Origin of the sequence: Enterobacter sp. RHBSTW-00318, from assembly GCF_014101375.1 — a bacterium.
GTDB classification, from domain to species: domain Bacteria; phylum Pseudomonadota; class Gammaproteobacteria; order Enterobacterales; family Enterobacteriaceae; genus Enterobacter; species Enterobacter ludwigii.
Genome location: NZ_JABXQH010000001.1, coordinates 2011529 through 2031688, shown reverse-complemented (window position 1 = coordinate 2031688; position 20160 = coordinate 2011529). Strand labels below are relative to the sequence as shown.

General features: G+C 56.1%; 16 protein-coding genes. 10 read left to right on the top strand and 6 right to left on the bottom strand.

What is annotated here, in order from left to right:
• Positions 1-33 precede the first annotated feature (33 nt).
• The 5 genes from mrcB to fhuB all read left to right on the top strand — a co-directional run bounded on the left by mrcB (position 34) and on the right by fhuB (position 8725).
• Positions 34-2559 carry a bifunctional glycosyl transferase/transpeptidase gene (gene mrcB / locus HV157_RS10220; RefSeq protein WP_182268213.1) on the top strand — a complete coding sequence of 842 codons (2526 nt, stop codon included), beginning with the start codon at positions 34-36 and terminating at the stop codon, positions 2557-2559.
• 229 nt (positions 2560-2788) lie between these two features.
• The gene (gene fhuA, locus HV157_RS10215) at positions 2789-5008 is read left to right on the top strand and encodes a ferrichrome porin FhuA (protein WP_182268214.1); all 2220 of its coding nucleotides are present in this window, start codon (positions 2789-2791) and stop codon (positions 5006-5008) included.
• A gap of 50 nt (positions 5009-5058) precedes the next feature.
• Positions 5059-5856 carry a Fe3+-hydroxamate ABC transporter ATP-binding protein FhuC gene (gene fhuC, locus HV157_RS10210; RefSeq protein ID WP_182268215.1) on the top strand — a complete coding sequence of 266 codons (798 nt, stop codon included), beginning with the start codon at positions 5059-5061 and terminating at the stop codon, positions 5854-5856.
• Positions 5856-6746, top strand: a complete 891-nt coding sequence (gene fhuD / locus HV157_RS10205; protein ID WP_040018653.1) for a Fe(3+)-hydroxamate ABC transporter substrate-binding protein FhuD — start codon at positions 5856-5858, stop codon at positions 6744-6746. Before fhuC ends, fhuD begins: the two co-directional genes overlap by 1 nt.
• Complete coding sequence (gene fhuB, locus HV157_RS10200; protein ID WP_182378501.1) at positions 6743-8725, top strand: Fe(3+)-hydroxamate ABC transporter permease FhuB; 1983 nt, start codon at positions 6743-6745, stop codon at positions 8723-8725. Before fhuD ends, fhuB begins: the two co-directional genes overlap by 4 nt.
• A gap of 56 nt (positions 8726-8781) precedes the next feature.
• On the opposite strand, the gene hemL is transcribed toward fhuB, so the two are convergent.
• Positions 8782-10062, bottom strand: coding sequence for a glutamate-1-semialdehyde 2,1-aminomutase (hemL, locus tag HV157_RS10195; protein ID WP_032681635.1), 1281 nt, complete (start codon positions 10060-10062; stop codon positions 8782-8784).
• A 177-nt stretch (positions 10063-10239) separates the two neighbouring features.
• Between hemL and clcA the strand changes: the two genes are divergently transcribed.
• Both clcA and erpA read left to right on the top strand, forming a co-directional pair.
• Positions 10240-11640 carry a H(+)/Cl(-) exchange transporter ClcA gene (gene clcA / locus HV157_RS10190; protein ID WP_020882610.1) on the top strand — a complete coding sequence of 467 codons (1401 nt, stop codon included), beginning with the start codon at positions 10240-10242 and terminating at the stop codon, positions 11638-11640.
• Positions 11641-11725: 85 nt separating this feature from the next.
• Positions 11726-12070: an iron-sulfur cluster insertion protein ErpA gene (erpA, locus tag HV157_RS10185; protein ID WP_013095643.1), complete on the top strand. Its 345-nt coding sequence runs from the start codon at positions 11726-11728 to the stop codon at positions 12068-12070.
• A gap of 56 nt (positions 12071-12126) precedes the next feature.
• Here erpA and HV157_RS10180 read toward each other — a convergent pair whose 3' ends face one another.
• Genes HV157_RS10180 through mtnN form a run of 3 tightly spaced genes read right to left on the bottom strand, consistent with a single transcriptional unit; the run spans position 12127 to position 14269 of the window.
• A complete protein-coding gene (locus tag HV157_RS10180) occupies positions 12127-12750 on the bottom strand; it encodes a TRIC cation channel family protein (protein WP_014168690.1) in 624 nt (207 codons plus the stop codon).
• A 27-nt stretch (positions 12751-12777) separates the two neighbouring features.
• On the bottom strand, positions 12778-13578 hold the full coding sequence (gene btuF / locus HV157_RS10175) for a vitamin B12 ABC transporter substrate-binding protein BtuF (protein ID WP_063858377.1): 801 nt from the start codon (positions 13576-13578) through the stop codon (positions 12778-12780).
• Positions 13571-14269 (bottom strand): 5'-methylthioadenosine/S-adenosylhomocysteine nucleosidase, encoded by a 699-nt coding sequence (gene mtnN, locus HV157_RS10170; protein WP_014168692.1) that lies wholly within the window; start codon positions 14267-14269, stop codon positions 13571-13573. Before mtnN ends, btuF begins: the two co-directional genes overlap by 8 nt.
• Positions 14270-14351: 82 nt before the next feature.
• Between mtnN and dgt the strand changes: the two genes are divergently transcribed.
• The 3 genes from dgt (at position 14352) to cdaR (ending at position 18746) form a co-directional block, all read left to right on the top strand.
• The gene (gene dgt, locus HV157_RS10165) at positions 14352-15866 is read left to right on the top strand and encodes a dGTPase (protein ID WP_182268217.1); all 1515 of its coding nucleotides are present in this window, start codon (positions 14352-14354) and stop codon (positions 15864-15866) included.
• A gap of 131 nt (positions 15867-15997) precedes the next feature.
• Positions 15998-17434, top strand: a complete 1437-nt coding sequence (gene degP, locus HV157_RS10160; RefSeq protein WP_032679638.1) for a serine endoprotease DegP — start codon at positions 15998-16000, stop codon at positions 17432-17434.
• A gap of 154 nt (positions 17435-17588) precedes the next feature.
• Entirely contained in the window at positions 17589-18746 is a 1158-nt protein-coding gene (gene cdaR, locus HV157_RS10155) for a DNA-binding transcriptional regulator CdaR (RefSeq protein ID WP_020882613.1), read from the top strand.
• Between the two features lie 90 nt (positions 18747-18836).
• Here the strand turns inward: cdaR and HV157_RS10150 are convergent, their stop codons facing one another.
• On the bottom strand, positions 18837-19223 hold the full coding sequence (locus HV157_RS10150; protein ID WP_014168696.1) for a DUF3461 family protein: 387 nt from the start codon (positions 19221-19223) through the stop codon (positions 18837-18839).
• A gap of 111 nt (positions 19224-19334) precedes the next feature.
• Positions 19335-20159 carry a 2,3,4,5-tetrahydropyridine-2,6-dicarboxylate N-succinyltransferase gene (gene dapD, locus HV157_RS10145; RefSeq protein WP_020882614.1) on the bottom strand — a complete coding sequence of 275 codons (825 nt, stop codon included), beginning with the start codon at positions 20157-20159 and terminating at the stop codon, positions 19335-19337.
• Position 20160: the final 1 nt, after the last annotated feature.

Sequence of the window (20160 nt, the reverse complement as noted above, 5' to 3'; positions counted from 1 at the left end):
GGCCCTTGCGCCTGAAAGTTGCGGAGAAAAAGCATGGCGGGGAATGACCGCGAGCCAATAGGACGTAAGGGAAAACCAACGCGTCCGGCGAAAGAAAAGGTAAGCCGTCGTCGCCTCAGAGATGAGGACTATGACGATGACTATGAAGACGATTATGAGGATGAAGAACCGATGCCGCGTAAAGGGAAAGGCAAAGGGCGTAAGCCTCGGGGCAAGCGCGGCTGGTTCTGGCTGCTGCTGAAGCTGTTCATTGTATTTGTTGTGCTGATGGCGATTTACGGCGTCTATCTGGATCAGAAGATCCGTAGCCGTATCGACGGAAAAGTCTGGCAACTGCCTGCGGCGGTGTATGGCCGCATGGTGAACCTTGAGCCAGATATGTCCATCAGCAAGAACGAGATGGTGAAACTGCTGGAAGCCACCCAGTATCGTCAGGTGTCGAAAATGACGCGTCCTGGCGAATTTACCGTGCAGGCGAAAAGCATTGAGATGATCCGCCGTCCGTTTGATTTCCCGGACAGCAAAGAGGGCCAGGTGCGTGCGCGTCTGACCTTTGACGGCGATCGTCTGGACACCATCGAGAACATGGATAACAACCGTCAGTTCGGTTTCTTCCGTCTCGATCCGCGTCTGATCACCATGCTCTCGTCGGCGAACGGCGAACAACGTCTGTTCGTTGCCCGTAACGGCTTCCCGGACCTGCTGGTTGATACCCTGCTGGCAACCGAAGACCGTCACTTCTATGAGCATGATGGCATCAGCCTTTACTCAATTGGCCGTGCGGTGCTGGCTAACCTGACCGCCGGACGGACGGTGCAGGGGGCGAGTACGCTGACCCAGCAGCTGGTGAAGAACTTGTTCCTCTCCAGTGAACGCTCTTACTGGCGTAAAGCCAACGAAGCGTACATGGCCGTACTGATGGATGCGCGTTACAGCAAGGATCGTATCCTTGAGCTGTACATGAACGAGGTGTACCTCGGTCAGAGCGGGGATAACGAAATCCGCGGCTTCCCGCTGGCAAGTCTGTACTACTTTGGTCGTCCGGTGGAAGAGCTGAGCCTTGACCAGCAGGCGCTGCTGGTGGGCATGGTGAAAGGGGCGTCCATTTATAACCCGTGGCGTAACCCGAAACTGGCGCTGGAACGTCGTAACCTGGTGCTGCGTCTGCTGCAACAGCAGCAGGTGATTGACCAGGAGCTGTACGACATGCTGAGCGCACGTCCACTCGGCGTTCAGCCGCGCGGTGGCGTGATCTCGCCTCAGCCTGCGTTTATGCAGCTGGTGCGTCAGGAGCTGCAAAGCAAGCTCGGTGATAAGGTGAAAGATCTCTCCGGCGTGAAGATCTTTACTACCTTCGATTCCGTGGCGCAGGAAGCCGCTGAAAAAGCTGCGGTGGAAGGCATCCCGGCGCTGAAGAAACAGCGTAAGCTGAGCGATCTTGAAACCGCGATGGTGGTGGTTGACCGTAACACCGGCGAAGTTCGCGCCATGGTGGGCGGTGCTGAGCCGCAGTTCGCAGGCTACAACCGTGCAATGCAGGCGCGACGTTCGATTGGTTCACTGGCAAAACCGGCAACCTATCTTACCGCCCTGAGTCAGCCTAACCAGTATCGCCTGAATACCTGGATTGCCGATGCGCCGATTTCCCTGCGCCAGCCTAACGGCCAGGTATGGTCTCCGCAGAACGACGATAAACAGTTCAGCGGCCAGGTCATGCTGGTGGATGCGTTGACCCGCTCGATGAACGTGCCAACGGTGAACCTGGGTATGGCGCTCGGTCTGCCGGTGATTGTCGACACCTGGCAGAAACTGGGTGTGCCGAAAGATCAGCTCCATCCTGTTCCGGCGATGATCCTGGGGGCGCTTAACCTGACGCCGATCGAAGTGGCTCAGGCGTTCCAGACCATTGCCAGCGGGGGTAACCGTGCACCGCTTTCTGCTCTGCGTTCAGTGATTGCCGAGGATGGCTCCGTGCTGTATCAGAGCTTCCCGCAAGCGGAACGTGCCGTGCCAGCGCAGGCGGCCTATATGACGTTGTGGACGATGCAGCAGGTTGTGCAGCGGGGGACCGGACGTCAACTGGGTGCGAAGTATCCGGGCCTGCATCTGGCAGGTAAAACCGGGACCACCAACAACAATGTGGATACCTGGTTCGCCGGTATCGATGGCCGTGAAGTGGTGATCACCTGGGTAGGTCGCGATAACAACCAGCCAACCAAACTGTACGGTGCAAGCGGGGCGATGTCGATTTACCAGCGCTATCTGGCGAATCAGTCTCCGGTACCGCTGAATCTGGTGGCGCCGGAAGATATCGTCGATATGGGCGTGGACGGTTCTGGTAACTTTGTCTGTGGCGGCGGTATGCGTACCTTGCCTGTCTGGACCACCAACCCGGATTCGCTGTGCCAGCAAAGCCAGCCAGAGCAACCGACGGGTAACCCGTTCGAGCAGTCTTCTCAGCCTCAGCAGCAGCCGCAACAACAGCCGCAGCAGCAGAATGAGAAAAAAGACAGCGACGGTGTCGCGGGCTGGATTAAAGATATGTTCGGCGGTAACTAACGCCTCACATCCCCCCGAAAGGGGGGATTTTTTTACCTGTACTTTCCATTTCCTTAACCCTCGTTTTCATTCTGATTAACCCTTCGTTTTCTCTTGTTTATTTCTTAAACCCTTAATTCTCGTAGGGCCGCTTACTGCTTGCTATGCAGCCAGCGTTTCGCATATTATTCTGCGGTCATAATAATAATTCTCGTTTACGTTATCATTCACTTTTCCATCAGAGATAAACATGGCGCTTTCCAATACTGCTCAGCCAATTCACACGTCGCTGCGAAAAATCGCGGTCGTCGTAGCCACAGCGGTTGCCGGCATGTCTACGTATGCACATGCGGCTGAAACCCAGAAAAAAGAAGAAACCATCACCGTTACCGCCGCGCCTGCCGCCCAGGAAAGTCCGTGGGGGCCTGCGCCAACGATCGCAGCAAAACGCACGGCAACGGCGACCAAAACCGATACCGCGATTGAAAAGACCCCGCAGTCTATTTCCGTGGTGACGCGTGATGAAATGGAACGCCGCCAGCCAGCGACCGTAAAAGAGGCGCTGGGCTATACGCCGAGCGTGTTTGCGACCCGCGGCAGCTCCACCACCTATGATGTGGTCTCAATTCGTGGTTTTACCGCGCCTTCGACGGTAAACACCAACCAGTATCTCGATGGTATGAAGCTGATGGGGAATAACTACTCCGAAGCTTCCATGGATCCGTACTTCCTTGAGCGCGTAGAAGTGATGCGCGGACCTACGTCTGTGCTCTACGGCAACAGCAATCCCGGCGGTATCGTCAGTATGGTGAGCAAACGCCCACTGACCGAGCCGCTGAAAGAAGTCCAGTTTAAAATGGGGACCAATAACCTGTGGCAAACGGGCTTCGATTTCAGTGATGCAATCGATGAAGATGGCGTGTGGTCGTACCGCCTGACCGGTCTTGGCAGTAGTCAGAACGCACAGCAGGAGATGTCAAAATCAACCCGCTATGCGATTGCGCCCTCCTTTAGCTGGCGTCCGGATGACAAAACCGATTTCACCTTCCTGAGCAATTTCCAGAACGATCCGGAAGCGGGCTACTACGGCTGGTTGCCACGGGAAGGGACCGTGGTGCCATACCGTGACGCAAACGGCAATGAGCATAAGATCCCAACCGATTTCAACGAAGGTGAAGCGGATAATAAGATGGCTCGTCGCCAGCAGTTGATTGGTTACAGCTTCTCGCATCAGTTTGATGACACGTTCACCGTGCGTCAGAATCTGCGTTACGCAAAAGTTCATACGCTCTACCGCTCTGTTTACGGCAATGGCTACGCTGAGCCTGGCAAGATTAACCGCGCTTATGTGCGTTCAGATGAAGATCTGAATATGTTCACCGTGGATACTCAACTGCAGTCGACATTCGCGACGGGCGCCGTAGACCACACGCTGCTGACGGGTGTTGATTACTCGCGTATGCGTAATGATATCAATGCGCTGTATGGTTCCGCCGACCCGATTGATATCCAGAACCCGGATTACGGCAACGCGAACATCAACACTAACCTGCCATGGTCTAACTATTCCGTCGTTAACCGTAATGAACAGACCGGGCTCTATGCTCAGGATCAGGCGGAGTGGGATAAGTGGGTGCTGACGCTGGGCGGACGCTACGACTACGTGATGGCCTCAACGCTGACGCGCGGTACGGCCGATTCGCTGGCTGAAAACCACGACCAGGCTTTCACCTGGCGCGGGGGAATTAACTATCTCTTTGATAACGGTATTTCACCTTACTTCAGCTACAGCGAGTCGTTTGAGCCGGTATCGGGCGCCGATCGTAACGGCACACCGTTCGACCCTTCCCGCGGTAAGCAGTATGAAACGGGTGTGAAATACGCGCCGAAAGACCTGCCGGTTGTGGTCGCCGCGTCGCTGTTCCAGCTGACGAAGGATAAAAACCTGACGGCGGATCCGAACGATCCAACGAATACTCACAGTATCCAGACCGGTGAGATCCGTTCTCGCGGTTTCGAACTGGAAGCGAAGGCAGCGGTTAACGCCAATATCAACGTGACCGCGGCGTACAGCTTTATTGATGCTGAGTACACCCATGACAGCACCTTTGAAGGTAAACGTCCGGCGGAAGTGCCGCGTAATCAGGCGTCATTGTGGGCAGATTACACCTTCACCGACACGGCCTTAAGCGGCCTGACGATTGGTGCCGGTACCCGTTACATCGGTAACACGGTGAGCTACTACTCAAGCGGCGACAAAAAAGATCAGCCGTTTAACGTCGCGAGCTACACCCTTGCCGATGCGATGGTGAAATACGATCTGGCCCGTCTGGGTCTGCCGGGGTCATCTGTGGCGGTGAACGTGAATAACCTGTTCGATCGGGAATATGTCTCCAGCTGCTACAAGGATTATGCATGCTACTGGGGTGCTGAACGTCAGGTTGTCGCCACCGCGACCTTCCGCTTCTAATCTCTCTTCGGGCACGGTTCGCCGTGCCCTTTTTATTTAAGTTGGCCGATATGCAGGATAATCAAACGCAATCCGACACCACCTTCACGCTCAATAATCTCTCCTTTCGCGTGCCCGGACGCACCCTGCTGCATCCGCTCTCTTTGACCTTCCCGGCAGGTAAAGTGACAGGCCTGATTGGTCACAACGGCTCTGGTAAATCAACGCTGCTCAAAATGCTTGGCCGCCATCAGCCGCCGTCAGAAGGCGATATCCTGCTGGACGGTCAGCCGCTGGAGAGCTGGAGCAGTAAAGCCTTTGCCCGCAAAGTGGCGTATCTGCCGCAGCAGTTGCCGCAGGCGGAGGGGATGACCGTGCGTGAACTGGTGGCGATTGGGCGTTATCCGTGGCACGGCGCGCTTGGCCGTTTCGGCGCGGCCGACAGAGAGAAAGTGGAAGAGGCGATTGCGCTGGTGGGGCTAAAACCGCTGGCCCACCGTCTGGTAGACAGCCTGTCAGGAGGGGAGCGTCAGCGCGCGTGGATAGCAATGCTGGTGGCCCAGGACAGCCGCTGCCTGCTGCTCGACGAACCGACCTCTGCGCTGGACATTGCCCATCAGGTCGACGTGCTTGCGCTGGTGCATCGTTTAAGCCAGCAGCGCGGTCTGACGGTTATCGCGGTCCTGCATGATATCAACATGGCCGCGCGTTACTGCGATTACCTCGTTGCCCTGCGCGGCGGTGAGATGATCGCCCAGGGGACGCCGTCTGAACTGATGCGCAGTGAAACGCTGGAACACATTTACGGTATTCCAATGGGGATTTTGCCTCACCCTGCCGGGGCAGCACCGGTGAGCTTTGTGTACTGATGCTGGATTCTATGTTGATGAGTCGCCGTCGTCTGCTGACGGCAATGGCGCTTTCACCGCTGCTGTTAAAAATGAATACCGCGCGTGCGGCTGCGGTCGATCCACACCGCATTGTGGCGCTGGAATGGTTGCCGGTAGAGCTGATGATGGCGCTGGGCGTTACGCCCTATGGCGTGGCGGATATTCCCAACTACAGGCTGTGGGTGAATGAGCCGAGGCTACCGGACTCGGTAATCGACATCGGCCTGCGCACCGAGCCAAACCTCGAACTGCTCACCCAGATGAAGCCGTCATTCCTGTTCTGGTCTGCAGGTTACGGCCCGTCAGAAGAGACAATGGCACGGATTGCGCCCGGCCGTGGTTTCTCCTTCAGCGACGGTAAAAATCCGCTGGCGATGGCGAAAAACTCCCTCCACGAGATGGCACAGTTCCTTAACCGTGAGGTTGAGGCCAAAAAACATCTCGACGATTTTGATGCCCTGATTAACGCCCTGAAGCCGCGTTTTGCTCACCGGGGCGATCGCCCGCTGCTGATGGTGACGCTGCTGGATGCCCGCCATATGCTGGTCTTTGGGAAAAACTGCCTGTTCCAGGACGTGCTCGACAGTTTTGGTATTCGTAATGCCTGGGAAGGGGAGATGACCTTCTGGGGCAGCACCGCCGTGGGGATTGACCGTCTTGCGGCATTTCGCGATGTGGATGTGTTGTGCTTTGACCACGGCAACGAGCGGGAGATGCAAACCCTGATGGCGACGCCGCTCTGGCAGGCAATGCCGTTTGTGCGTGAAAAACGGTTCCTGCGCGCACCTGCGGTATGGTTCTACGGCGCGACGCTTTCTGCCATGCACTTTGCCCGCGTGTTGGACAACGCGCTGGGAGGCCAGGCATGAGTAAGCGTATTGCCCGTTTCCCGGAACTGTTACTTTGCCTCCTTTTCCTGTGCGCGCTGGCATTGACCTGGTTCAATCTGTCGACGGCCTTACCGCGCGACCAGTGGCGTGGGGCGCTGGTGGCGCCAGATATCGATAATATTCAGCAAATGCTGTTCCACTACAGTCTGTTGCCGCGCCTTTCGATTTCGCTGCTGGTCGGGGCGGGATTAGGGCTGGTGGGCGTTTTATTCCAGCAGGTACTGCGTAACCCACTGGCCGAGCCGACGACGCTTGGCGTGGCGACCGGGGCACAGCTTGGGATCACGATTACCACACTCTGGGCGTTGCCTGGGGCATTGACCTCGCAGTTTGCTGCCCTCGCCGGTGCGTGTGTGGTGGGCGCGCTGGTATTCGGCGTCGCCTGGGGCAAGCGTCTCTCCCCCGTCACGCTTATTCTTGCGGGGCTGGTGGTGAGCCTGTACTGCGGCGCGATTAATCAGCTGCTGGTGCTGTTCCATCACGATCAGCTGCAGAGCATGTTCCTCTGGAGCACCGGTACGCTCACCCAGACCGACTGGAGCGTCGTGCAGCGTCTGTGGCCGCAGCTCGTCGGTGGCGTCGTGTTGACGCTGCTGCTCTTGCGCCCGCTGACGTTGATGGGTCTTGACGATGGCGTGGCGCGTAATCTGGGGCTGGCGCTGTCGCTGGCCCGTCTGGGGGCGCTGACGCTGGCGATTGTGCTCAGTGCCCTGCTGGTAAATGCGGTAGGCATCATCGGGTTTATCGGGCTATTTGCGCCGCTGCTGGCAAAAATGCTCGGTGCGCGCCGCCTGCTGGCGCGCCTGATGTTAGCCCCGCTGATTGGCGCGTTGATCCTCTGGCTTTCCGATCAAATCATTCTCTGGCTGGCACGCGTCTGGATGGAAGTGTCTACCGGTTCGATGACGGCGCTTATCGGTGCACCGCTGCTGCTGTGGCTGCTGCCGCGTCTGCGCAGTATCAGCGCGCCAGCGATGGATGCTGGCGATAAGGTCTATGCTGAGCGCCAGTCAGTGCTGGGGTTCAGCCTTGCCGGGCTGGCAGTGCTGATTGTTATCTCATTTGCCGCGCTCGCTTTCGGACGCGATGCGGTGGGCTGGCACTGGGCGTCTGGGGATCTGCTCAACGAACTCATGCAGTGGCGCTGGCCGCGCATTCTTTCGGCGTTAATCGCCGGGGTCATGCTGGCGGTGGCGGGCTGTATTATCCAGCGTCTGACCGGTAATCCGATGGCCAGCCCGGAGGTTCTGGGTATCAGTTCTGGTGCCGCCTTTGGCGTGGTCCTGATGCTGTTCCTGGTGCCGGGAAATGCCTTCGGCTGGTTGATGCCTGCCGGGAGCGTTGGCGCGGCGGTGACGCTGCTGATCATCCTCATTGCCTCCGGGCGTGGTGGGTTTTCCCCTCACCGGATGCTGCTTGCCGGGATGGCGCTCAGCACGGCATTTACCATGCTGCTGATGATGCTGCAGGCGAGTGGCGATCCGCGTATGGCCAAGATCCTGACCTGGATCTCCGGTTCAACGTACAGCGCCACCGGCAGCCAGGTCGTGCATTCCGGGATTGCAATGATCGTATTGCTGGCGATGGTGCCGCTGTGTCGTCGCTGGATGACCATTCTGCCGCTGGGCGGCGAGACCGCGCGTGCGGTGGGGATGGCCCTGACGCCGTCCCGTATCGGGTTACTGCTGCTGGCCGCATGCCTCACGGCAACGGCCACCATGACCATCGGCCCGCTGAGCTTTGTCGGCTTAATGGCGCCGCACATTGCCAGAATGATGGGCTTTCGTCGCACGATGCCGCACATTGTGATGTCGGCGCTGACGGGGGGTATAATACTGGTGGTGGCTGACTGGCTGGGGCGGATGGTGTTGTTCCCGTACCAGATACCTGCCGGGTTGCTGTCGACGTTTATCGGGGCGCCGTACTTTATCTATTTGTTGAGAAAGCAAAGCAGGTAGAAGGGCGGTGGGGTATTGCCCTCTCCCGATGGAGAGGGCAGCAGTTCGTTTCTGTCTTACAACTTCGCAAAGACCCGGCGCGCAGCATCGATAGTCTTATTGATATCGTCTTCGCTGTGCGCGACGGACATAAAGCCTGCTTCAAACGCGGATGGTGCCAGGTAGACGCCTTCTTCCAGCATCAGATGGAAGAAGCGCTTGAAGCGTTCAACGTCACACTTCACCACATCCTGATAGCAGGTCACGGTTTTCGCATCGGTGAAGAAAATCCCGAACATCCCACCAACGTGGTTTACCACCAGAGGAATACCGGTTTCTTGCGCGGCCTCCAGCAGGCCGTTGGCCAGTTGAGTTGTCAGGTCGGTCAGGGTTTCGTGAATACCCGGCTGCGCGACTTCGGTCAGACAGGCGAAACCTGCGGCCATCGCAATCGGGTTGCCGGAAAGGGTTCCCGCCTGGTAGACCGGGCCAGTCGGCGCCAGCGCTTCCATCACCTCTTTACGTCCCCCGAATGCACCGACAGGCATGCCGCCGCCGATGATTTTGCCAAGGCACGTCAGGTCCGGCTCTACGTCGTAGTAAGACTGTGCACCCGCCAGCGCGACGCGGAAGCCGGTCATCACTTCGTCGATGATCAGCAGAGCGCCAAACTCATCGCACAGGGCGCGCAGACCCGGCAGGAACTCCGGCTGCGGTGGAATGCAGTTCATGTTGCCTGCGACAGGTTCAACGATGATACAGGCAATCTCCTGCGGATACTGCTCGAAGGCTGCCCGAACGGTGTTCAGATCGTTATAGGTGCAGGTCAGGGTATGCTTCGCAAAGTCAGCCGGTACGCCCGGTGAGTTCGGCTGACCGAGGGTCAGCGCGCCGGAGCCGGCTTTTACCAGCAGGCAGTCCGCATGACCGTGGTAGCAGCCTTCAAATTTGATGATCTTGTCACGGCCGGTAAAACCACGTGCCAGGCGGATCGCGCTCATGGTGGCCTCGGTACCGGAGTTCACCATACGCACCATGTCCATTGTCGGGACCAGTTCGGTGACCAGTTCCGCCATTTTCACTTCCATCTCGGTTGGCGCGCCGAAGCTCAGGCCGCGCTGGGCGGCTTCGATCACCGCATTGCGGATAGCAGGATGGTTGTGACCCAGCACCATCGGACCCCAGGAGCCGACATAATCGATATAGGCTTTGCCATCGACATCATACAGATACGCGCCGTCAGCACGTTCGATAAACAGCGGCGTACCGCCTACGCCGGTAAAGGCGCGAACAGGCGAATTCACGCCACCTGGGATAAGCTCGCGGGCTGCACTGTAGAGGTTTTCAGACTTGCTCATGGCGTCGTTCCTGGTTCGTATAAAATGATTAAGCACACTATTCTAAGTGATCCTCGGAAGGTAATGAAATTTTTGCCCCCTTTCATGCCTAAACAATTGTTAAGTATTTTTCACGGGATGATATTACGCACTCTGGTAAAATCCCTGCGGTTATTTGTATGACGAAAAGAAACGGTAATGAAAGCAGACACTCATTCTTATACTGAACAGCAGTTCAGACGTGCGCAGCACCGTATCAGCATCCGGCGCTTGCTTAATCGTGATAAAACGCCGCTGGCTATCCTGCTGGCTGCTGCCGTGGTCGGCGCAGTTGCCGGGCTGGTGGGTATCGCCTTCGAAAAAGCGGTTAACGCGATAATGAACTGGCGAATTGGAACCGTGGCGGGTTTTGCCTATAGCGGTGGATGGGTATGGGTGTGGGCCTTTGGCTTATCAGCGCTGTTCGCCATGGTGGGCTATTTCCTGGTTCGTAAATTTGCGCCGGAAGCGGGCGGTTCCGGGATCCCTGAAATAGAAGGCGCGCTGGAAGAGCTGAGGCCGGTTCGCTGGTGGCGCGTCATCCCGGTAAAATTTATCGGTGGCATGGGAACGCTCGGTGCAGGCATGGTGCTCGGGCGCGAAGGGCCAACGGTGCAGCTGGGCGGAAACGTTGGGCGCATGGTCGGCGATCTGTTTCGCATGCGCAGCGCGGAGGCGCGACATACGCTGCTGGCAACGGGGGCGGCGGCCGGCCTTTCGGCGGCGTTCAACGCACCGCTCGCGGGGATCCTGTTCATTATTGAAGAGATGCGGGCACAGTTTCGCTACAACCTTATCTCGATAAAAGCGGTATTCACCGGCGTCATTATGTCGAGCATTGTCTTTCGCATTTTTAATGGCGAAGGGGCGGTGATTGAGGTGGGGAAACTGACCAATGCGCCAGTGAATACGCTGTGGCTGTACCTGATCCTCGGCATGATTTTTGGCGTGGTCGGCCCGCTGTTTAACACGCTTATCTTACGCGCTCAGGATATGTTCCAGCGCATTCACGGTGGGAATACCACCCGCTGGGTATTGATCGGCGGACTGCTGGGCGGCGGCTGCGGCGTGCTCGGCTTCATTGAGCCCAATGCCGCAGGCGGTGGCTTCGGGCTGATACCGATTGCCGCGGCGGGTAATTTCAGCATTGGTCTGTTGCTGTTCATGTTTATTTCGCGGGTGATTACCACCGTATTGTGCTTCTCCTCCGGTGCGCCTGGCGGTATTTTTGCCCCGATGCTGGCGCTGGGTACGCTTCTGGGAACCGCGTTTGGCATGGTCGCTGCTGCCGGATTCCCGGCCTATCATCTGGACGCCGGGACCTTTGCTATTGCCGGAATGGGCGCGCTGCTGGCGGCGTCCCTGCGTGCGCCGTTGACCGGCATCGTGCTGGTTCTGGAGATGACGGATAATTACCAGCTCATTTTGCCAATGATCATTACCTGTCTCGGCGCGACACTATTAGCCCAATTCCTGGGTGGAAAACCGCTATACTCCACCATTCTTGCTCGTACCCTGGCAAAACAAGAGGCCGAGCGGGCCCCGACGCAGAATACTTGAATGAATTACCAGGGTATTAGATAATGACATAAAGAATTGGGTGAATTTTACCCAATAGCAGTAGCAGTATTCATGGGAGCATAAGATGAGTGATGACGTAGCGTTGCCGCTGGAATTTACCGAAGCAGCAGCCAACAAAGTGAAAACCCTGATTGCCGACGAGGACAATCCGGATCTGAAACTGCGTGTCTATATTACCGGTGGCGGCTGCAGCGGCTTCCAGTATGGTTTTACCTTTGACGATCAGGTCAACGACGGCGATATGACTATCGAGAAGCAGGGCGTTGCGCTGGTGGTTGACCCGATGAGCCTGCAGTACCTGGTGGGTGGTTCGGTGGATTACACTGAAGGCCTGGAAGGTTCGCGCTTCGTTGTGACTAACCCGAACGCGACAAGTACCTGTGGATGTGGCTCTTCGTTCAGCATCTGACAGGGATGCAGTCGTAAGCCCGGTAAGCGTAGCGCCACCGGGCTTATAAACAACGCTTATCGTGCATTATCATCCAGCGCAAACGTCGGCAGCTTCAGATGCCAGCGTATCGCCGCTAACCGTATCCCCAGCGTGACCACCATACCCAGCATGGCTGCATTTTCTAGCGGCATCGCAAAGGTGTAATACGCCGTCGCGTGAACAATCCCACCAATAATACACGCCGTGGCATAGATTTCGGTACGCAGGATCATGGGAACTTCACGCGCCAGAATGTCGCGAATAATCCCGCCGCCGACCCCGGTTAACACGCCCATGCAGATGGCCACCATCGGGCCCGTTCCCGCATTGAAGGCTTTATTGACCCCGATGCCCACAAAGACGGCCAGACCGACGGCATCCAGCACCGGGAGTATCCATTTCGGTAACCGGCGGGGTTGGCGAACCAATACGATGGTCAACAGACAGGTGACCATCGCCACCACCAGATCGGTTGGATCTTTTACCCAAAATACCGGGCCATTCGCCAGGGCCATATCACGGATTGTCCCGCCACCCACGGCGGTGACCACGCCCAGCACCAGTACGCCAAACGGATCCATGCGCAGTTTTCCGGCGAGTAAAACGCCGGAGATAGCAAAAACGGCTGTGCCAAGAATATCCAGCCAATAAACGAGCATCGTTAAATCCTCGAGCGGGGTATGTTGTTAGTGACTCTCTGCCAGCGCGGCACAGAGCTGTTTTGCGGCGAGGATAATACGCGGGCTGGCGCGTTCAAACCAGTCACTGGTGAGGGGGATCACCGGTATTTTTAGCTGACGTTGCCAGAATTGTTCAATTTTAGGAATCTCGCTCGCATTTCCGACCACCACGATGGCCTGTGGCTGGCGTGCGAGCACCTGTTCCCGGCTGACCTGAGGCCACGGCACCCGGCTGGCTGCAAAGATGTTTTCACCGCCGCAGATTTCCAGCACCTGATTCTGAATGGATCCTTTCCCGGTGGTGAACAGCGGCTGGCTGCCAAACTGCAGGAAGATGCGTTTTTTGACGGGGGTATCGTAGCGGGATTTCAGCGCGGCATAGTCGCTGAGCATCTCTTTCGCGGCATTCTCGGCTTTTGCTGGAGTAGGGCTGTAGGGGGCCAGAGAACGCAGTGCCTGAGCGACCTGCTCAATGCTCACCGCATCAATCCACATCACCTTGATCCCAAGCGAAGAGAGCTGGTTGACCTGCCGCTCGGCGTTACCGCCGCGCCAGGCAAGCACGAGATCGGGTTTAAGCGCCACGATGCGCTCAATGTTCATCCCTTGCCAGGTCGCTACCTGTTCAATATGGGCCGCTTGCGGAGGGTAATCCGAAAAGCTGCTCACGCCGACAGGCGTGATCCCGGCGGCAAAGGCCAGTTCGGTGTTTGCCGGAGAGAGCGTAATCACACGCGGCGCGGCAAATAGCCATGCCGGTGCGAGAAAAAGCAGGGCGACCAGCGCCCTGATGTATGGGTTACCCACGAGCCAGTTTCTGCACCAGGCGCTCCACCATCACGGTGGACTGTTTTGCCGCAACGGTCAGGAACTCGTCGAAGCTGATATGAGACTGCTGGTCAGCCACGTCGGAGATGGCGCGAACCACCACGAACGGAACGTTGAAGTTATGGCAAACGTGAGCAATGGCGGTCGCTTCCATCTCAACGGCAACGGCCTGAGGGAAGTTATGACGAATTTTCGCCAGGCCGACGGAGCCATTGATGAACGCATCACCGCTGACGATCAGGCCGCGTACCGCGTTGAGGTTCAGCTCAGCGATGCAGCTTTCAGCCGCCGCAATCAGTTTATCATCGGCTTTAAACCCGGCCGGGCAACCCGGAAGCTGACCGTATTCGTAGCCGAATGCGGTAACGTCTGCATCGTGGTAACGCGCTTCATCGGAAACAACGATATCACCGACTTTCAGCGTCGACGCCAGGCCGCCTGCAGAACCGGTGTTAATGATAACGTCCGGCTTGCAGCGTTCGAGCAGCAGGGTCGCGCCCAGCGCAGCAGCAACCTTACCGATGCCTGATTTCAGCAGAGCGACGTCAACGCCATTCAACTGGCCGGTATAGATCTCACAGCCACCGAGGGAGAGAGTCTGACGGTTCTCAATTTTGTCACGCAGCAGCGTAACTTCTTCTTCCATTGCACCAATAATGCCGATTTTCATAGATTTACTCGCGATGTGCCTTGTTAAGATGCATAGTCTATCATGCGGTTAAGAGGAAACGCATTCTCACGCGGGGGAGCACATGTCACCAATCGATTTTCGCACCAAAATTAACTGGCACCGACGTTTCCGTTCGCCGCAGGGCGACAAGAGCGAGCATGAGATCCTGCGTATCTTCGAAAGCGATCGTGGGCGGATCATAAACTCGCCGGCAATCCGTCGGTTACAGCAAAAAACCCAGGTGTTTCCGCTTGAACGTAACGCTGCGGTGCGTACGCGCTTAACGCATTCTATGGAAGTTCAGCAGGTTGGCCGCTACATTGCCAAAGAGATTTTAAGCCGTCTCAAAGAGCAGCAGCTTCTCGAAACCTATGGGCTGAATGAGCTGACCGGGCCGTTTGAGAGCATCGTTGAGATGGCCTGCCTGATGCATGATATCGGTAACCCGCCCTTTGGTCATTTTGGCGAAGCCGCCATAAATGACTGGTTTAAACAGCGGCTTTATCCTGCTGATGCGGTAAGCCAGCCTCTGAGCGATGACCGCTGCCTGGTGCGGGATTTACGCCTGCGCGAAGGTGAAGACACGCTGAACGACCTGCGGCGTAAAGTCCGTCACGACCTCTGTCACTTCGAAGGCAATGCGCAGGGGATCCGGCTGGTCCACTCCCTGATGCGTATGAACCTGACCTGGGCACAGGTGGGGTGCATCCTGAAATATACGCGACCGGCCTGGTGGATGGGCGAGACGCCCGCGTCGCACAGTTATTTGATGAAAAAGCCGGGCTATTATCTTTCTGAAGAAGCCTATATTGAGCGCCTGCGTAAAGAACTTTCTCTGACACCAAACGGCCGTTTCCCCTTAACCTGGATTATGGAAGCTGCCGACGACATTTCATATTGTGTTGCCGACCTGGAAGACGCCGTTGAGAAAAGAATATTCAGCGTCGAAGAACTTTATCAGCATCTTTATGAGGCCTGGGGAACGCATGAAAAAGGCTCGCTGTTTGCTCAGGTTGTCGAAAATGCCTGGGAGAAATCGCGTTCAAATACATTAAGCCGCAGCACGGAAGATCAGTTCTTTATGTATTTACGGGTCAATACATTAAATAAACTGGTGCCTTATGCCGCCTCGCGCTTTATTGACAACCTGCCGTTAATTTATAGCGGCGAATTCAACCATGCGTTGCTGGAAGATGACAGCAGCTTTAGCCAGCTTCTTGAGCTCTATAAAAACGTGGCCGTGCGTCATGTTTTCAGCCATCCGGATGTTGAACAGCTTGAGCTGCAGGGATACAGGGTTATCAGTGGGTTACTCGAAATCTATCGGCCTCTGCTGCAGTTATCCGTCGACGAGTTCAGCGAGCTGGTGGAAAAAGAGCGCGTGCGGCGAATACCGATTGAATCCCGGCTTTATCAGAAGCTTTCAACCCGCCACCGCCTGGCTTATGTCGAAGCCATCGGCAAGCTGGATCGTCAGTCGCCCCAGTGGCCGGTGCTGGAATATTATTATCGCTGCCGTCTTATCCAGGACTATATCAGCGGGATGACAGATTTGTATGCCTGGGATGAATACCGCAAGCTCATGGCGGTGGAATAAGCACAGAGTTTTGTAAAGACGGCCAATAAATTTTTACCTTTTCCATAAACTTATGGCCGGAACTAAGCGGTATAAAATGAATCTGAGTTACACAGCAATTTTGCGTTATCTGTAAATCGAGATTAAGACACATGAAAAAAACCACATTAGCAATGAGTGCACTGGCTCTGAGTTTAGGTTTAGCGCTGTCTCCTCTGACTGCTACTGCAGCTGAGACCGCATCGTCGGCAGCGACCGCGCAGCAGATGCCAAGCCTGGCACCGATGCTCGAAAAAGTGATGCCATCGGTGGTGAGTATTAACGTTGAGGGCAGCACAACCGTCAATACGCCGCGTATGCCGCGTAACTTCCAGCAGTTCTTTGGTGATAACTCACCTTTCTGCCAGGACGGTTCGCCATTCCAGAGCTCCCCGTTCTGTCAGGGCGGTGGTGCAGGGGATGACACCCAGGGGGGTGGCCAGCAGCAGAAATTCATGGCGCTTGGCTCGGGTGTGATTATCGATGCGGCGAAAGGCTACGTCGTGACCAACAACCACGTTGTTGATAACGCCAACAGCATTAAGGTCCAACTGAGCGACGGGCGTAAATTTGATGCCAAAGTGGTCGGGAAAGACCCGCGCTCCGATATCGCGTTGATCCAGATTCAGGATCCGAAAAACCTGACGGCGATTAAAATTGCCGACTCCGATGCGCTGCGTGTCGGTGATTATACCGTCGCTATTGGTAACCCGTTCGGTCTGGGTGAAACCGTAACCTCGGGGATTGTTTCCGCGCTGGGTCGTAGCGGCCTCAACGCCGAAAACTATGAAAACTTCATCCAGACGGATGCCGCCATCAACCGGGGTAACTCCGGCGGTGCGCTGGTGAACCTGAACGGTGAGCTGATTGGTATCAACACCGCGATCCTTGCGCCAGACGGCGGCAATATCGGGATCGGCTTTGCTATCCCAAGTAACATGGTGAAAAACCTGACCGCGCAGATGGTGCAGTATGGCCAGGTGAAACGCGGTGAACTGGGGATTCTGGGTACCGAACTGAATTCCGAACTGGCTAAGGCGATGAAAGTTGACGCCCAGCGCGGCGCATTTGTCAGCCAGGTGATGCCGAACTCCTCCGCGGCGAAAGCGGGCATTAAAGCAGGTGATGTCATCACCTCCCTGAACGGGAAACCGATCAGCAGCTTTGCCGCGCTGCGTGCTGAAGTGGGCTCCATGCCGATTGGCAGCAAAGTCACCCTCGGCCTGCTGCGTGACGGTAAACCGGTTAACGTGAGCCTGGAACTGCAGCAGAGCAGCCAGAATCAGGTTGATTCCAGCACCATCTTCAGCGGCATTGAAGGCGCCGAGATGAGCAATAAAGGTCAGGACAAAGGCGTTGTGGTAAACAACGTTAAAGCGAACAGCCCGGCTGCGCGCATTGGCCTGAAAAAAGGCGATGTGATCATGGGTGCGAACCAGCAGCCAGTGAAAAACATTGCTGAACTGCGCAAAATTCTGGACAGCAAACCTTCCGTGCTGGCGTTGAATATTCAGCGTGGTGATACCTCAATTTACCTGCTGATGCAGTAATCCTCTCAGGCCCCTGTTTCAGATGAGCAGGGGCTTTTCACCTTTCTGTGACCTTTTCCACAACTCCATACTTCTCCCTTTCACTTTGTGCATTCGCACAATGCAGCGGTAGCTGAACTTCCCTATGCTTGAGCTCTGCTCACAGGAGGGTTACATGGCTGGCTGGCATCTCGATACCAAAATGGCGCAGGATATTGTGGCACGCACCATGCGCATCATTGATACCAATATCAACGTAATGGATGCCCGTGGGCGCATTATTGGCAGTGGCGATCGTGAGCGTATTGGGGAATTGCACGAAGGGGCGCTGCTGGTGCTCTCCCAGGGGCGGGTGGTGGACATCGACGATGCGGTGGCGAAACACCTGCACGGTGTCCGTCAGGGCATCAATTTACCGCTGCGTCTTGAGGGGGAAATTGTTGGCGTTATCGGCCTGACCGGCGAGCCGGAGTCGCTGCGAAAATATGGCGAACTGGTCTGTATGACGGCGGAGATGATGCTTGAGCAGTCGCGCCTGATGCATCTGCTCGCCCAGGACAGCCGTCTGCGTGAAGAGCTGGTGATGAACCTGATTCAGGCGGATGAGCATACCCCTGCACTCAATGAATGGGCGCAGCGCCTGGGAATCGATCTGAATCAGCCGCGCGTCGTGGCGGTAATTGAGGTGGACAGCGGCCAGCTTGGCGTCGACAGTGCGATGGCTGAGCTGCAGCAGCTGCAAAATGCGCTGGCGACGCCGGAACGCGATAACCTGGTGGCGATTGTCTCTCTGACGGAAATGGTGGTGCTCAAGCCCGCGCTGAACGCGTTCGGGCGCTGGGATGCAGAAGATCATCGTCGTCGCGTGGAGCAGTTGATTGCCCGCATGAAGGAGAATGGTCAGCTTCGTTTTCGCGTCGCGCTGGGCAATTACTTCACCGGTCCGGGCAGTATTGCCCGTTCCTGGCGTACTGCCCGCACCACCATGATGGTGGGTAAGCAGCGGATGCCGGAAAGCCGCAGTTATTTCTACCAGGATCTGATGCTCCCGGTACTGCTCGACAGCCTGCGCGGTGGCTGGCAGGCCAATGAGCTGGCACGTCCGTTAGCGCGCCTGAAGGCGATGGACAATAACGGTCTGCTGCGTCGGACGCTGCAGGCGTGGTTCCGTCATAACGTACAGCCGCTGGCAACGTCGAAAGCGCTGTTTATACATCGTAATACGCTGGAATATCGACTGAACCGGATTTCGGAGCTGACAGGGCTGGATCTGGGGAGCTTTGACGACAGGCTGCTGCTTTATGTGGCGTTACAGCTCGATGAGCAGAGATGAGTGAAATACGGCCTGATGCCCTTACGCCATCCCTTTCCACGGGAGAGGGCGCAAACACTAAAACGGCAATCAAAGATTGCCGTTTTGCGTTTATTTCCGGGTAAGCTTTTCAAGATCCGCTTCGATTTCGCTAATCTTGTTGGTGACAACGCTTTCAAGGTGACGCAGATCGTCGAGGATCTTACGTTTGAGATCGACTTCAGTGCGGTCGCGCTGACAGATCTGATCGAGTTCATCGATCACATAGCGCAGATTAGGGCTGATTTCCTGAACTTCTTTGTATCCCTGTCCTACACCGTCAGCGACGACGGTCTTACGCTGGCGTGGATATTTAAACTTCACGCTCTTGGCGAAAAACTCTCCTTTGTCCTTGTGAAAATAGATTTTCAGAATGTCGTTATTAGCTTCCTGGCGAAGGCTGTAACGATCAATTTCATCAGGATTGGTAATGCCCAGACTTTTCAGATTATCGTACATAGCGGTACCCTTGATCTCAACATAACCTTTGAATAATTAACGAAAAAATCTATTTTCGCCACCCTCAGATATGAAAAAAGCGGGGTGGCCCCCGCTTTTTGTTATATCCGATTAATCGATGGTGCGCAGCAACTCATTGATGCCCACCTTACCGCGGGTTTTCGCATCAACTTTCTTCACGATAACCGCACAGTACAGGCTGTACTTGCCATCTTTTGACGGCAGGTTGCCGGAGACCACAACGGAACCGGCCGGCACGCGACCGTAGTGAATTTCACCGGTCTCACGATCGTAAATACGGGTGCTCTGACCGATGTAAACGCCCATCGAGATAACGGAGCCTTCCTCAACGATCACGCCTTCCACCACTTCCGAGCGCGCACCGATGAAGCAGTTATCTTCGATGATGGTTGGGTTAGCCTGCAGTGGCTCCAGTACACCACCGATACCCACGCCGCCGGACAGGTGAACGTTTTTACCGATCTGCGCGCAGGAGCCGACGGTTGCCCAGGTATCCACCATGGAGCCTTCGTCTACGTAAGCACCGATGTTAACGTAGGAGGGCATCAGCACGGTGTTACGCGCGATGAACGCACCCTGACGTACGGCCGCTGGCGGTACTACGCGGAAGCCTTCTTTCTGGAAGCGAGCTTCGTCGTAGTCAGCGAATTTCATAGGGACTTTATCGAAGTAGCGGCTTTCTGCTCCGTCGATAACCTGGTTATCATTGATACGGAAAGAGAGCAGTACGGCTTTCTTCAGCCATTGATGAGTTACCCACTGACCGTCGATTTTTTCTGCTACACGTAGCGCGCCGGAATCCAGCAGAGAAATAACCTGATTAACCGCTTCACGGGTAACGGTATCCACATTTGCCGGAGTAATCTCGGCGCGACGCTCAAAAGCGGACTCAATAACGTTCTGTAACTGCTGCATT